The sequence below is a fragment of the Rhizobium sp. A22-96 genome (genome assembly GCF_053521805.1).
Genome location: NZ_JBNWDQ010000003.1, coordinates 265,462 through 279,379, shown reverse-complemented (window position 1 = coordinate 279,379; position 13,918 = coordinate 265,462). Strand labels below are relative to the sequence as shown.

Here is a 13,918-nt window from a genome sequence, read left to right as displayed (position 1 = left end):
GGCATTTCGATAAATCTTCGTGAACGGCCAAGGCATCTCGTCAACAGGAAGCGAACGCTCAATCCGCAATTTCTGGTCTTCTGTGAACAATCGAATTCCGCCATATACAGTATCAAGTACAGCGGGCCGAGAATATCAAAGAGGCATATCAACCGGCGAAATCTCCGACCCGCCACTGACGGCTACTTGCCGCCGACGCCGGTTGCCTTTTTTCACATGTATCGAGGTTGGAACTGACCCCCATGACCGAAATTGCCCCCTCCTACGCACTGACACGCCCTGCCTATGTCGGCCAATCGCATCTCGTCGTCACCGACCTGCCATTGGTATCGCGCTTCTATCAGGACATGCTTGGCCTGAAGGTGATCGAGAAGACGGCGAGCGGCGAAGTCTTGGGTGTCGCCGGCCAGCCCCTGCTAACCCTAACGACGGACCGGGCTGCGGTCCGCGCGCCGCAATCGGCCGCCGGCCTGTTTCACACCGCCTTCCTTTTGCCGAACCGCGTGGAGCTTGCCCGCTGGCTGCGGCATGCCGCACAGAATAACGTCGTGCTCGAGGGCGCATCGGATCATATCGTCAGCGAGGCGATCTATCTTTCCGACCCCGAGGGCAACGGCATCGAGATCTATGCCGACCGGCCGCACGACCAGTGGAAATTCCACGGCGACGGCACGGTGGAGATGGCAACGCTGCGGCTCGATCTGCAAGCGCTCTATGAAAGCGCGCCGCAGGATCGCTGGGACGGCATGGCCGATGGTTCGGCCATCGGGCACATTCACCTGCAGGTCGGCGACGTTGCCGAAGCCAATGCCTTCTACCGCGACGTTCTCGGCATGAAAGTCATGGCCGCGCGCTATCCCGGCGCCACTTTCCTTGCGACCGGCGGCTATCACCACCATCTCGGCGCCAATACATGGAACAGCCGAGGTGCTGGCGTGCGTTCCGAGCACATGACCGGCCTCTCAGACTATACATTGCGCTTCAACGACAAAGCCGCACTCGACAATGCTGTCGCCGCACTGGAGCAGCACGAGATCAAGACCGAGAAGCGCAATGGCGGCGTTTCGTTGCGCGATCCCTGGGGCATCGGACTGAACCTGATCGCCTGATTCCCCCAACACACCAGACGTATCGAGACCCGTTCCGGAACCGGAACGGGTCTTTCGCGTTTGAGTGGCAAGGCGATCGTGCCTTCGGGGATTTGACGGGCATGGAGATTGATAAGGCCGCCGGCAAGCAGCAACGCGGATCGGCGGCGGGCGAAGGCAACTCGAGTACCGGGAGAAACATCTCCCAGGCCTTCGGTAACGACGTGGCTGCTGCCGAACTCGCGGGTGATACACCAAGGGGCCAGCTTCAAGTCGCCGCGTCCTGGGCGACCATCGGCATCTTCCTCATTCTCGCGCTTGCCGGCGTCTACATGATGTCGATCATCCTCATTCCAGTGACACTGGCTGTCGTGGTCGGCATGATCCTCGGCCTGGCGGCGGAGAAACTCAGCAAGCTCGGCGTGCCACGCGTCCTCAATGCAGTCCTTCTCTCGTCGGCCGTGGCACTGGCCATCTTCCTGATTATCAATGCGCTGGCGGGACCGCTGGCAAAGCTGGCGCAGGAAGCTCCTGATTTTTTCCAGCGAACCTCCGATAGGCTGATGCCTTATCTCGATCGGTTCAAATGGCTGCATATTTCGCCGGAAACCTTCCAGAGCGGCCCCATGTCGATCAGCACCCTGCTGGAAAACAGCGGCAACGTCCTGCATGTCGTTTCCAGCAACCTCACTCCGGCCATCGTTCAAATCCTGATCTTCTTTGCGGCATTGCTGTTGTTTCTCGCCAGCCGCATCACCCTGCGCAAGACGATCATCATGGCCTTTTCCAACAGGGCGGCGAGACTGACGACGATCCGGATCATCAATGCGGTCGAGCAGGTGCTCGGCTTCTACTTCGCCACGGCTTCGCTGATCTATGCCGGCATCGGCGTCGCCATGACCATCATCGCCTATGTCGGCGGCTTGAGCGTACCGGTGCTCTGGGGCGTCTTCGCCTTCGTTGCCAGCTTCATCCCGTTCCTCGGCGTCACGACGATGACGATCGCGCTGGCGATTGCCGGGATCATTACGCATTCGGACATCGTCATCGCACTCGCCCCCGCCATTGTCTTCTTTGCGGTGCATTTGGCCGTGGAAAACCTGGTCTTTCCGGCGATCATGGGCCGGCAATGGGAACTCAATCCCTTTGTCGTTTTCTTCGCCATCATCTTCTGGACATGGATGTGGGGAGCCGTCGGCGCCATGCTGGCGCTGCCGCTGTCGCTGATCGTCATGACGGTCATCAACGAGCTTTTCATCGAGGAAAAGGTCCAGCCGCAACTGCCCGGCTGAGGCAGAACCGCGCTTTACGCCATCAGTTCGTGGTGCCGTCGTCGCCCTTTTCGGGGATATCCTGCAGGCGGACGAACTGCACGCCCTTGGCTTTCAGCGCCAGAATGCTGGCCGCCACGCCCTCGCCGGCTGCATGCGTCGGCTGATTGATGTGGGAGATGATGACATCGCCGTCCTTGGCGGAGGCATATTGCTTCTCGACCATCCTGGCCGGCAGCAGCGAGCCGCTATCACCATTCACCGAGTACCCGGCGATCCGATAACCCATGCCGCGGATCTGCGTAATGGCGGCAGGCGTATATTTCGCGGTCGCGCCGCGGAACCAGCGCGGCTGCGGAATGCCGGCGGCGATCATCGCATCGCTCCCACCCTTGACCTCCTGGGCCACCGCCTGCGGCGATCCGGCGGCGGGAATGCCATAGACCTTTGTGGGGACATCGACAGCGGGAATATGGTTCTGTCCGTGATTTTCCAGCTCGAAGAGATCGGGGTGGGCCAGGAAGACGGCAAGAGAATCGGGATTGGTACGCAGCCAGCGCGCGGTGACGAAGATGGTCGCCGGGATACGCTGATCGACCAGAGTGCTCAGAATGCGCGGATCGGTCTTGCCCATACAGGCGTCGAACGTCAGAGCAATACGCGGCGCACCCTTGCCGGCCCGATTGACGTGCAGATGTGGCTCGACGAGCTTGACGTTGGAGGCCGGAGCCTTCGGCGGCAACTCAGGCCAACCGGCCGGCGGTTGCGTCGGCTGAGCGGCCACGACGACCGAGGCGGTGGCGAAAAGGAATGCGGACGTCAGCAAAAAACGGTTCATCGGGCAGCCACCGAGTGGATCGAGCAATAAAATCTGGCGGAAGAAGCCTGTGATTGCCACAGCTTTTCACGTCGACGCTCGCCATCATCCGGCAACACGCCGGAAATATGGCAAACTGGCGGCAAATGTGGCCATTTCCATCACAATGCACTGAGCTTACAAAGCACAAGGCTGCGGGCTTCAACCAAACCACGTCTATGTTACGATTGATATGAGACCGCCTTAGCACTATCTGCGTATTTTTCGGTGCTCCCAAAGAGAGACATGCATGAGCCGCGATCCCTATGAAATTCTGGGCGTAAAACGGGATGCCCCGCAAAAGGATGTCCAAAGCGCCTATCGCAAGCTTGCCAAGAAGCTGCACCCCGATCTCAACCCTGGCGACAAGCAGGCAGAAGACAAGTTCAAGGAAGTCTCGGCAGCCTATGGCATCGTCGGCGATGAGGAAAAACGTGCGCGTTTTGACCGTGGCGAGATCGACAGCAGCGGCGCCGAGAAGCCGCCGCGCAGCTATTACCGCGATTACGCTGCCAATGAAGGTCAGCGTGGCCCCTATCAGAATGCCGGCGGATTTGCCGATTTCGGCGATGCCGACGACATGTTTTCCAATTTCTTCTCGCGGCGCAGCCGAGGCCAATCCCAGATGCAGGGTCAAGATCGTCACTATACAATGGAAGTCGACTTTCTTGACGCCATCAACGGCGTGAAAAAGCAGATCAGCCTGCCCGATGGGCCGGAGCTTGATGTCCAGATACCGCCGGGCACCCGCGACGGACAGACGCTGCGCCTGAAGGGTAAGGGCGACCCCGGCTTTAACGGCGGCAAGCCCGGAGATGCGCTGATTGCGGTGCATGTGCCTCCGCACCGTTTCTACACGCGCGACGGTGACGATATCCGGCTGGAGCTGCCGATCTCACTGACCGAGGCGGTGTTGGGCGGAAAGGTCCGTGTTCCCACTCCATCCGGCGCCGTCACAGTGACACTGCAACCGAATTCAAATTCCGGCAAGGTGCTGCGGCTGAAGGGCAAGGGTGCGCCGGTGCGCGGCAAGGACAACGGCGACGCCTACGTCACTTTGAAGGTAGTCCTTCCCGATGTGGCCGACCCCGAGCTCACGCGTTTCGTCTCCGAATGGGAGGCAGGCAAGACGCAAGATCCCAGAAAGACCATGGGAGAATAGGTGATGGAAGAGAAAGAGTTTCGACTGCACCTCGAGATCGAGACGACAGTGCTGGAAGTCTGGATCTCGCAAGGCTGGCTGGTTCCGGAAATCACCGACCGGGGCAGGAATTTCCGCGAGGCCGATATTGCGCGCGGCCAGCTCATTCTCGATCTCAGCAACGCCATGGGCCTCAACGAGCCCGGTGTCGATGTCGTCATGGATCTGGTCGATCAGCTTCACAGTCTCCGCGCAACGCTGCGCGATGTGACGGATGCCGTCCGCCGCCAGCCGCCCGATGTGCAGGAGCGCATCCTGTCTGAACTTGCGCGCGTGGAAGGCCAAAGGCTGCGCTAGCCTCTGGCGGAATCGACCGGTCGTTCAATTATAGAGATAGTGCTGCTGCCAGCTGTCGCGCGGCACCTTGTCGCCAATCTGATAGCTCAATTCCCGAACATGAACATGCTGCGGGCCAGTGACGCAATTATACGAGAGATGATACCAGTCGCCCTTGCTGCGGAAGACTGCGCCGGGCGCATTCATGGAATCAGTGTTCATCGCGGGATCGCCGAAGGTATAGGCAATTACCTTGTCCGGCTTGAAGCCAGTCTTGTCCGTGCCAATCCGCTTCATCGCCTCCGCGTCGCAGGCCTGCTCCATCCGTTCGGAAGGATCGAGCTTCTCCAATTCCTTCTTCATGGTCGCATCAACGGCAAAGGCGGAGTTGGCGAAAGCGGCCAAAGGGATAAGGAGGGCAAAGAATTTCAGCATGATGACCGTCCCGTGCATTGTTCTGGATTTGATTGCGTCCATTCCACCGGGGAAGGCGGTTCAACCGCCCTATGTCGACGCATTACGTGTCGACTTCGGTAAAGAATGTGGTCTCATCAAGGCAACGTTCCCCTCGGATTTTCCGCACGCCGCCTGTTCAACCGAGATTAATTACCACGACTTGCATGAAGCTTGAGGACACACTTGCCTATTGAACCTCGCGCGGCTGCCCTCTATTTCTCTCTTCTCCTCGCATCCGACTTTCATACCAGAGAAAGCGCTCCAGTGTCAGTTTTCAAGAGCCTCCCCACGCCGCCTGCCGCCCCGAAAAAGCCCGTTACGGATACGCGCCACGGCATCAGCCGCAGCGACGATTACGCCTGGCTGCGCGCCGACAACTGGCAGGCGATGTTCAAGGATCCGTCGATCCTGGCCCCGGAAATCCGCGCGCATCTGGAAGCCGAAAACACCTATATGAATGCGGCTATGGCCGACACGAAGGACCTGCAGAAGGCGCTGTTCGCCGAGATGAAAGGCCGCATCAAGGAAGACGACAGTTCTGTTCCGGTCAAGGATGGTCCTTACGCCTACGGCACGCTCTTCGTCACCGGTGGCGAGCAGCCGCATTACTTTCGCGAGGCCCGCGACGGCGGCGACCGCAAGCTGCTGTTGAACGGCGACAAGGAGAATGAAGGGAAGTCCTATTTCCGCCTCTCCGGTATCGACCATTCCACAGACCACAGCCATGGCATCTGGGGCTATGACGACAAGGGCTCGGAATATTTCACGCTGAAGGTTCGCAACCTCGAGACCGGCGAGGATCTTGCCGATGTACTCGATAATACCGGCGGCGGCGGCGTCTGGGCGCCCGACGGCAAGAGCTTCTTCTACACGCTGCAGGACGAGAACCATCGCCCGTCGAAGATCTTCCATCACATCATCGGCACGCCGCAATCCGACGACCGTCTGGTTTATGAAGAGGAAGATGCCGGTTTCTTCATGGGCGTCGGCGGCTCGCTGTTGGATGATTATATATTCATCGATATCCACGACCACGAGACCAGCGAATACCGCATCATCCCGACCTCGGATCTGACGGCCGAGCCGAAGCTGGTGGCGGAGCGCGAGATCGGGATCGAATATGAGATCACGGAGGGCGGCGAGGTCTTCTACATTCTGACGAATGACGGCGACGCCAAGGATTTCAAGATCATGGAGACGCCGGCAGACAGACCGGGCAAGGAAAACTGGCGCGAGATCGTTGCCCACAAGCCAGGCACGCTGATCCTTAGCCACATGGCCTACGCACGCCACCTCATCTGGCTGGAGCGCAAGGACGGTCTGCCGCGCATCATCATCCGCGACCGCCGCAGCGGCGAGGAACATTCCATCGCCTTCGAGGAAGAAGCCTATTCGCTCGGCCTGCAAGGGGCTGCGGAATACGATACGGATGTCATCCGCTTCTCCTATTCGTCGATGACGACGCCGAGCCAGCTCTACGATTACAATATGGTGACGCGCGAGCGCACCCTGTTGAAGACGCAGGAAGTGCCCTCGGGTCATAATCCCGCCGATTACGTCACCCGCCGCGTCTTTGCGCCTGCCTGGGACGGCGAGCAAGTGCCGGTGACCCTGCTTTATCGCAAGGACACGCCGCTTGACGGCTCGGCTCCCTGCCTGCTCTATGGCTATGGCGCCTATGGCATCGCCATTCCGTCCGGCTTCAACACCAATTGCCTGTCGCTTGCCGATCGCGGCTTCGTCTATGCCATCGCCCATATCCGCGGCGGCAAGGACAAGGGCTTTTCGTGGTACGAAGACGGCAAGATGGAGAAGAAGACCAACACGTTCAAGGACTTCATCGCCGCTGCCGACTATCTGAATGAGCAGAAGTTCACCTCTTACGCGAAGATCATCGCCGAGGGCGGTTCGGCGGGCGGCATGCTGATGGGCGCGGTTGCCAATATGGCGCCAGAAAAATTCGCCGGCATCATCGCCGCCGTCCCCTTCGTCGACGTGCTCAATACCATGCTCGACGACACCCTGCCGCTGACCCCGCCGGAATGGCCCGAATGGGGCAACCCGATCGACAGCAAGGAAGAATACGAGCAGATCGCCGCCTACAGCCCCTACGACAATGTCGGCGAAAAGCCCTACCCACCCATCCTCGCGCTTGGCGGCCTCACCGATCCTCGCGTTACCTATTGGGAACCGGCGAAATGGGTTGCCAAGCTGCGCGACAAGACGACGGGCGATGCGCCGATCCTGTTGAAGACCAACATGGATGCCGGTCATGGCGGTGCGTCAGGTCGTTTCCAGCGCCTGGAGGAAGTGGCGTTCGAATATTCCTTCGCCATCAAGGTCGCGAATAAGATGTAGGCGAAATGCCGGGAGGAACCGATGAGCGTCTTTGTCGCCCTGCTGCGTGCCGTCAATGTCGGCGGCACCGGCACATTGCCGATGGCGGAACTGAAGGTGCTCTGCGAGGAGATCGGCTTCACTGATGTGAAGACCTATATCCAGAGCGGCAACCTGCTTTTTCGCTCGGCTGAGGCCGAGGCCACGGTGCAGGCACGCCTGGAGGAGGCATTGGCGCGCAAGATGGGCAAATCGCCCGGCGTGATCCTGCGCAGCCGCCGGGAGCTAGAGACCGCAGCGGAAAGCTCCCCCTTCCCGAATGCCAAGCCGAACTATCTGCTCGTAACCTTCCTTCCGGAGGCAGCGCCGAAGGATGCGCTCGACAAGCTCATCGCACCCGGTGGCGAGGAGGTGCAGGTGGCAGGAAGGGAAATCTACATCCACTATCCCGACGGTTCGGGGCGTTCGAAATTGAAACTGCCAGCGCTAAAGGCGGGAACAGCGCGAAATCTCAACACGCTGAGGAAACTGGCGGAAATGGCGCGGGAGATGGAGGACGGCAAACGCTGACGACACAACGGGACGCGACCGGATTACGACCCGCAGCTTGCGTCTCTTCCTCGCCCGCCCTACCTTAGGGACATGAGCTCTCTTCCTTCCGAAACAGCTGCGTTTCAAGCACCACCCGTTCCGTTCGACAATAGCTATGCGCGCCTGCCACAGCAGTTCTTCGCGGACCAGGCGCCGACGGCTGTGGCGGCGCCGAGACTGATCAAATTCAACGAGGCACTGGCGCGAGAGCTCGGGCTCGACGTGGCCGCGCTGGAGCGTGATGGCGCAGCGATCTTTTCGGGAAACCAGCTTTTGCCGGGATCACAACCGATTGCCATGGCCTATGCCGGACACCAGTTCGGCAATTTCGTGCCGCAGCTCGGCGATGGTCGCGCGATCCTTCTCGGCGAGGTGAAGGACCGCAACGGCAGACGACGCGATATTCAGCTTAAAGGTGCTGGCCCGACGCCGTTTTCGCGGCGTGGTGACGGGCGTGCGGCGCTCGGTCCGGTGCTGCGCGAATATATCGTCAGCGAGGCCATGCACGCACTCGGCATCCCGACGACGCGGGCACTGGTGGCTGTGAGCACCGGGGAGCCGGTTTACCGTGAGACGGTACTGCCCGGCGCGATCGTCACGCGCGTAGCGGCGAGCCACATCCGCGTCGGCACCTTCCAGTTCTTTGCGGCGCGCGGCGATACCGACAGCCTGCGGACACTGGCGGATCATGTCATTGCGCGCCATTATCCTGAAATCAGAGACAGGGTGAATCCCTATCTGGCGCTGCTCGAAGCCGTGGCCGAACGGCAGGCGGCGCTGATTGCCCGCTGGCTGCATGTGGGCTTCATCCATGGCGTCATGAACACCGACAATATGACTGTCTCAGGCGAGACAATCGACTTCGGTCCCTGTGCCTTCATGGATGCCTATGATCCGGCGACCGTGTTTTCCTCGATCGACCGCAACGGCCGCTATGCCTATGCGAACCAGCCGGCGATCGGCCAATGGAACCTCGCGCGCCTCGGCGAAACGCTGATTCCGCTGATCGACCCATCTGCCGACACGGCGATCGACCTGGCGAACACTGTCATCAAGGCCTATGGCGAGCGCTTCCAGGCCCATTGGCTTGCGGGCATGCGCGCCAAGATCGGCCTTGCGAACGAAGAAGATGGCGATCTTGAGCTGATCCAGTCGCTGCTGGCGACCATGCAGCAACAGAGCGCCGATTTCACGCTCGCATTCCGCCGGCTTGCCACTCTCGTCGCCGATGACGATATCACGGATTTTGCCGCTACTTTCGAGGATCCGCAATCCCTAGCGCCCTGGCTTGAGCGCTGGCGCGAGCGGCTGGAGCGCGATCCCCGGACTGCGGCGGTACGGGCGCAGGCAATGCGAAAGGCCAACCCGGCCTTCATTCCGCGCAATCATCGAATCGAGCAGGCGATCCAGGCCGCGGTCGAGGACGAGGATTTCTCGCTGTTCGAGGCACTGCTCGAGGTGCTTTCCAGGCCCTACGAGGACCAACCGTCCTTCGCTCCCTATGCCGAGCCGCCCCTGCCGGCAGAACAGGTACTGCAGACCTTCTGCGGCACTTGAGAAACGCCGGACGCACAAGCCCCGGACAGGTTTGCGGAGTCATCGTCGCGTCAAACCCCACAGGGAGATATGACGATGAAGGTGCACCACAGCACGCAGAACTACTTCAGCACCCCGATCCGCAGCAGCCAGCAGGATGCCGATGGTGACGACAGCACGCCCTTTACCCTGCCGGGCGGCGATGGCGATCAGCAGGAAGAATCGCAAGGACCTTCGATCTCGTCGAGCGGCGTCCCGTCCTCGATTTCGTCCGGCTTCTGGCTCAGTCAGATCGGCGCGACATCGTCTTCGGCATCCGACGGCAGCACCGATGAAGACGATTCGTCAGCTGCAAGCAACAGTAGCGCGGCGGCATCGGCCAAACAGTCCAATCAGGATATTCTGGATGAGTTTGCCAAATGGGCAAACATGACGCCGGCGGAAAAGATCCGCGCGCAATATCTCGACGCGCACGGCCTGACGGAAGATTCCTTCAAGTCGCTGTCTGCAGATGATCAGAAGGCCATCAACGACCAGATCGCGGATGAGATCAAGCAGAAGCTCGGCGTCAACAATAGCGACGACGACAAGGAAACGGACAGCGCGTCCTCTGCCTTGTCTCTTGTTTGAACATATTGCCACGTTACATGAAGGCGATGCGATCCTGATTCACATCACGATCGCATCGCCTTGTTTTATCTACCGTATTTCCTGCTATTGCCCGACCATACCGACGACGATCTTGCCGACTTCGGCAAAGACGGCTTCGATGTCTTTCGCCGGTGCCGTGCCCTCGGCGACGAAGGTCGTCACCAGGATCGGGCCGCGCTCCGGCGGCCAGATGACGGCAACATCGGCATAGGAGCCGTTATTGCCGGTCCCGGTCTTGTCGCCGACCTTCCAATCTTTCGTCAGTCCGGCGCGCAGGCGATTGTTGCCCGTGGTGTTGCCGACGAGCCAGTTGACCAATTGATCCCTGGATGTTTCCGACAGCGTATTGCCGAGCGTCAGAAGACCGATACTGTCGAGCATGGCATCCGGCGTCGTCGTATCGCGCGGATCGTCCTTGATCGCCTGATTGACGTCTGGCTCGTTGCGATCGAGGCGGGTTTCCGTATCGCCGGTGGTGCGCAGCCACGCGGTCAGTGCCGCAGGACCGCCAAAGCTTTCGAGCAGCAGGTTACCGGCGGTGTTGTCGCTCAGCGTGATCGCAGCACCGCAAAGCTCGGCAATGGTCATGCCATCGGTGCCGGCATGTTTTTCCGTTTCCGGCGAATAGGTGACAACCTTGTCCTTGCCATAGGCAACGCGACGGTCGAGCTTCTCGACACCCTGGTCGACGCGCGCCAGCACGAAACCGACGGCGAGCGCCTTGTAGGTGCTGCACAGCGGAAAATGCTCTTCTTCACGATGGCCGAGCGAAATATTGGTTTCTGTATCGAGCACGGATACGCCGAGCCGGCCGCCGGTCTTCTTTTCCAGATCCGCCAGCTGCTTGTCGACATCGTCGGAGAGCTGCGAATTGTCCTGCGCCGCGTCGGTTCCATCCATACCCTGCCCGCTGGCATCCGGTGTTGCCGCGTTGTCCGTTGCGGCGGAGGGCTGCGGCGAGGCGCTGCTATCCTCGGCAAACAGCACATCCGGGCCGAATGTCAGGGCGGGAACGAGCAACGCCGAGCCGGCCACGAGGCGGCGGCGGGTGAGCAATATGGGCATGCGAAGGCCTCCAGCAGAATCGGGCAGATTGAGGGCTATGCGAGGAATGCGGCAAGCCTCTGACCACTCCGATTGCTACTCGATTTCATGCCTCCTTGTCGACCGTGACTTCAACGGTGACGTGAGATAGCTCATGAATATCGGCGAGCCGGGCCTTGTAGAAGGCGGGGTCGCGCGACATGGGTGTCGCCACCGCCACGATCGCCGCGTGGTGTCCAGGCCCGACCTGCCAGACATGGAGGTCGGTGATGCGATCCTCGCCGGTTTCGATGGCTTCGCGGATCTCATCCGGCAAGTCTTCGCCCACCGGAATGAAATCGAGCAGAATGGCGCCGGAGGCCCGCAGCAGGCTCCACGACCACTGCAGGATCACCAGTCCGCCGACAATGCCCATCAACGGATCGAGGAAGGTCCAGCCAAAACGGCTGCCGAGCAGCAACGCGGCAATGGCAAGAACCGAGGTCATCGCATCGGCGATGACATGAATATAGGCCGAGCGCAGATTGTTATCCTTGCCGCCGGGAGCGTGGTCGTGGCCATGATCATGATGGTGTTCATGTGCGTGGGAATGGCCATGATGATCGTGGCCATGATCGCCGCGCAGCAGCCATGCGCTGACGAGATTGACGACGAGACCCGCCACCGCAATGGCGATCGCCTCGTGGAAGTTGATGGCGACCGGATTGAAGAGCCGCAGCAAGCTCTCCCACCCCATCAATAGCGCAATCCCCGCCAGCACGATGGCGCTGGCGAACCCTGCGAGATCGCCGAGCTTGCCGGTGCCGAAGGTGAAGCGCGCATTGTGAGCGTGCCGGCGCGCATAGAGATAGGCGAGCGCCGAAATCAGCATGGCGCTGGCATGGGTTGACATATGCCAGCCATCGGCAATCAGCGCCATGGAGCCATAGACCGAGCCCGCGCTGATCTCGATCACCATCATGACCGCCGTCAGCGCGATGACGAGCCAGATGCGTCTCTCGTTGCGGCTATGATCGGAGCCGAGAAAGACGTGGCTATGGCCCGCTTCGGAGGAAATACTCATGACATCATTCTCCTGTTGAACATGCTGAAATCCCGATCAGCGCAGATAGGTCTTCAGCACATCGGATATTTCATCGACCGCCTGGCGGCGGGCCTCGTCACTTTCGGCATGGAGCACATGCTCATGCAGATGATCTTCCAAGATCTCACCAGTCAGCCCGGTCAGCGCACCGCGAATGGAGGCGAGAAGCTGCAGCACCTCGCCGCACGGCCTTTCCGCTTCCAACGCACGCTCCACCGCCTCCATCTGGCCTTTCAGGCGACGAACGCGTGACAGAAGCTTGGCTTGCTGGCGAATGGTGTGGGACATCTGCACCTCGAAATATAATATAGGGGGGTATACTATTTTTAAGGCGGAGAGGGAAGCCCGCCCTTGCAAATTCCCGAAGCACTCGCATATATTGCTCTAGAGACTAGAGGTATTGGAGATTATGCCATGTTGTCGATCGGCGAGCTGTCCAAGCGTACCGGCGTGAAAGTGCCGACCATCCGCTATTACGAGCAGATGGGATTGATCTCGGAGCCGGACAGGAGCGAAGGCAACCAGCGGCGCTATTCGAAGGCCGATCTGGAACGCCTGGCCTTCATCCGCCATGGCCGCGATCTCGGCCTGACGATCGACGCCATCAAGGAACTGATCTCGCTCAGCCAGCATCCGGATAGTCCTTGCGTGGGAGCAGACCGCATCGCCCGCGAGCATCTCGACGATGTGCGCATCAAGATCGCACAGCTGAAGAGGCTGGAGCACGAGCTCGAACGCATCGTCTCGCATTGCGACGGCCACAGCATCGAGGATTGCTATGTGATCCGGGCTTTGTCCGATCACGGACTATGCGAACACGAGCATTAGGCCCCATTGACAAATGCGCTCAACCGGATCATTTATGCGCCCATGATCAAGCACGCGCTCCACAATCGCTCGTATTTTTGGCTGTACCTGTAAGGGGCGGCCAAGACAGATCATTTTGTCAACAAGCCGCCGTCAGGCGGCTTTGTTGTATCGGCAGCGTCCTGACGGCTCATTGAAATAACAAGGACGCAGAATGCCATGCTAGACGATAGCGACATCTCACTACTTCGCCCACCCGTTCTGACCATCCGCAATGCGCAGCCGCGTGACCTGCCGGAATTGAACGACATGATCCGGCTGCTGGCCGCCCATCACGGCGACCCCTCCGGCGCGACCGCCGAACAGCTCGAGCGTGATCTCTTCGGCCCGATGCCCTGGATTACGGCGCTCGTGGCTGAAGGCGATGACGGTCTGATCGGCTACGCCATCCTCGTGCCGCTCTACAAGGCGCAAGAGGGACAGCGGGGCATGGACCTGCATCATCTGTTCGTGCGCGACGGCCATCGCGGCCACGGCATTGGGCAGCATCTCGTCGACCGCGCCCGCGAAGTGGCCCGCAAGTCCGGCTGCAGCTACCTTTCCGTGGGCGCCGCGACAGGCAATGTCCAGGCCCACCGTTTCTACGAAAACATGGATTTCAAGCCGCGGCCGGTGACCGGCATGCGCTATCTGCAGGCACTTGCCTGATGCCGGCCTTTA

15 protein-coding genes are annotated in these 13,918 nt (G+C 60.2%); 10 read left to right on the top strand and 5 right to left on the bottom strand.

Going from position 1 to position 13,918, the window contains the following annotated elements; all coding sequences use genetic code 11:
* Nucleotides 1-242 precede the first annotated feature (242 nt).
* Nucleotides 243-1,109: a VOC family protein gene (locus tag ACQZ6F_RS14120; RefSeq protein ID WP_449093595.1), complete on the top strand. Its 867-nt coding sequence runs from the start codon at nt 243-245 to the stop codon at nt 1,107-1,109.
* A 101-nt stretch (nt 1,110-1,210) separates the two neighbouring features.
* The gene (locus ACQZ6F_RS14115) at nt 1,211-2,380 is read left to right on the top strand and encodes an AI-2E family transporter (RefSeq protein ID WP_449093596.1); all 1,170 of its coding nucleotides are present in this window, start codon (nt 1,211-1,213) and stop codon (nt 2,378-2,380) included.
* 22 nt (nt 2,381-2,402) lie between these two features.
* Here the strand turns inward: ACQZ6F_RS14115 and ACQZ6F_RS14110 are convergent, their stop codons facing one another.
* Nucleotides 2,403-3,197: a polysaccharide deacetylase family protein gene (locus tag ACQZ6F_RS14110; protein WP_449093597.1), complete on the bottom strand. Its 795-nt coding sequence runs from the start codon at nt 3,195-3,197 to the stop codon at nt 2,403-2,405.
* Between the two features lie 268 nt (nt 3,198-3,465).
* Here ACQZ6F_RS14110 and ACQZ6F_RS14105 point away from each other — a divergent pair, with 268 nt between their 5' ends.
* A complete protein-coding gene (locus ACQZ6F_RS14105; RefSeq protein ID WP_077472646.1) occupies nt 3,466-4,377 on the top strand; it encodes a DnaJ C-terminal domain-containing protein in 912 nt (303 codons plus the stop codon).
* A 3-nt stretch (nt 4,378-4,380) separates the two neighbouring features.
* Nucleotides 4,381-4,713, top strand: a complete 333-nt coding sequence (locus tag ACQZ6F_RS14100; protein ID WP_449093598.1) for a chaperone modulator CbpM — start codon at nt 4,381-4,383, stop codon at nt 4,711-4,713.
* Nucleotides 4,714-4,737: 24 nt separating this feature from the next.
* Here ACQZ6F_RS14100 and ACQZ6F_RS14095 read toward each other — a convergent pair whose 3' ends face one another.
* Entirely contained in the window at nt 4,738-5,127 is a 390-nt protein-coding gene (locus ACQZ6F_RS14095) for a DUF930 domain-containing protein (RefSeq protein ID WP_077472682.1), read from the bottom strand.
* Nucleotides 5,128-5,412: 285 nt separating this feature from the next.
* On the opposite strand from ACQZ6F_RS14095, the gene ACQZ6F_RS14090 reads away from it, so the two are divergent.
* The 4 genes from ACQZ6F_RS14090 to ACQZ6F_RS14075 all read left to right on the top strand — a co-directional run bounded on the left by ACQZ6F_RS14090 (nt 5,413) and on the right by ACQZ6F_RS14075 (nt 10,242).
* Nucleotides 5,413-7,506: a S9 family peptidase gene (locus tag ACQZ6F_RS14090; RefSeq protein ID WP_449093599.1), complete on the top strand. Its 2,094-nt coding sequence runs from the start codon at nt 5,413-5,415 to the stop codon at nt 7,504-7,506.
* Nucleotides 7,507-7,527: 21 nt separating this feature from the next.
* Entirely contained in the window at nt 7,528-8,055 is a 528-nt protein-coding gene (locus tag ACQZ6F_RS14085) for a DUF1697 domain-containing protein (protein ID WP_449093600.1), read from the top strand.
* A gap of 72 nt (nt 8,056-8,127) precedes the next feature.
* Entirely contained in the window at nt 8,128-9,633 is a 1,506-nt protein-coding gene (locus ACQZ6F_RS14080) for a protein adenylyltransferase SelO (RefSeq protein ID WP_449093601.1), read from the top strand.
* 75 nt (nt 9,634-9,708) lie between these two features.
* Entirely contained in the window at nt 9,709-10,242 is a 534-nt protein-coding gene (locus ACQZ6F_RS14075; RefSeq protein WP_267549750.1) for a hypothetical protein, read from the top strand.
* 84 nt (nt 10,243-10,326) lie between these two features.
* Here ACQZ6F_RS14075 and bla read toward each other — a convergent pair whose 3' ends face one another.
* The 3 genes from bla to dmeR all read right to left on the bottom strand — a co-directional run bounded on the left by bla (nt 10,327) and on the right by dmeR (nt 12,679).
* Nucleotides 10,327-11,328: a class A beta-lactamase gene (gene bla, locus ACQZ6F_RS14070; protein WP_449093602.1), complete on the bottom strand. Its 1,002-nt coding sequence runs from the start codon at nt 11,326-11,328 to the stop codon at nt 10,327-10,329.
* Nucleotides 11,329-11,413: 85 nt separating this feature from the next.
* Nucleotides 11,414-12,370, bottom strand: coding sequence for a CDF family Co(II)/Ni(II) efflux transporter DmeF (gene dmeF, locus ACQZ6F_RS14065; RefSeq protein WP_449093603.1), 957 nt, complete (start codon nt 12,368-12,370; stop codon nt 11,414-11,416).
* A 36-nt stretch (nt 12,371-12,406) separates the two neighbouring features.
* Nucleotides 12,407-12,679: a Ni(II)/Co(II)-sensing transcriptional repressor DmeR gene (dmeR, locus tag ACQZ6F_RS14060; protein ID WP_077472654.1), complete on the bottom strand. Its 273-nt coding sequence runs from the start codon at nt 12,677-12,679 to the stop codon at nt 12,407-12,409.
* Nucleotides 12,680-12,805: 126 nt separating this feature from the next.
* Between dmeR and ACQZ6F_RS14055 the strand changes: the two genes are divergently transcribed.
* The gene (locus tag ACQZ6F_RS14055; RefSeq protein ID WP_174070805.1) at nt 12,806-13,219 is read left to right on the top strand and encodes a MerR family transcriptional regulator; all 414 of its coding nucleotides are present in this window, start codon (nt 12,806-12,808) and stop codon (nt 13,217-13,219) included.
* Between the two features lie 198 nt (nt 13,220-13,417).
* A complete protein-coding gene (locus ACQZ6F_RS14050; protein ID WP_068385291.1) occupies nt 13,418-13,906 on the top strand; it encodes a GNAT family N-acetyltransferase in 489 nt (162 codons plus the stop codon).
* The last annotated feature ends 12 nt before the right edge of the window (nt 13,907-13,918 follow it).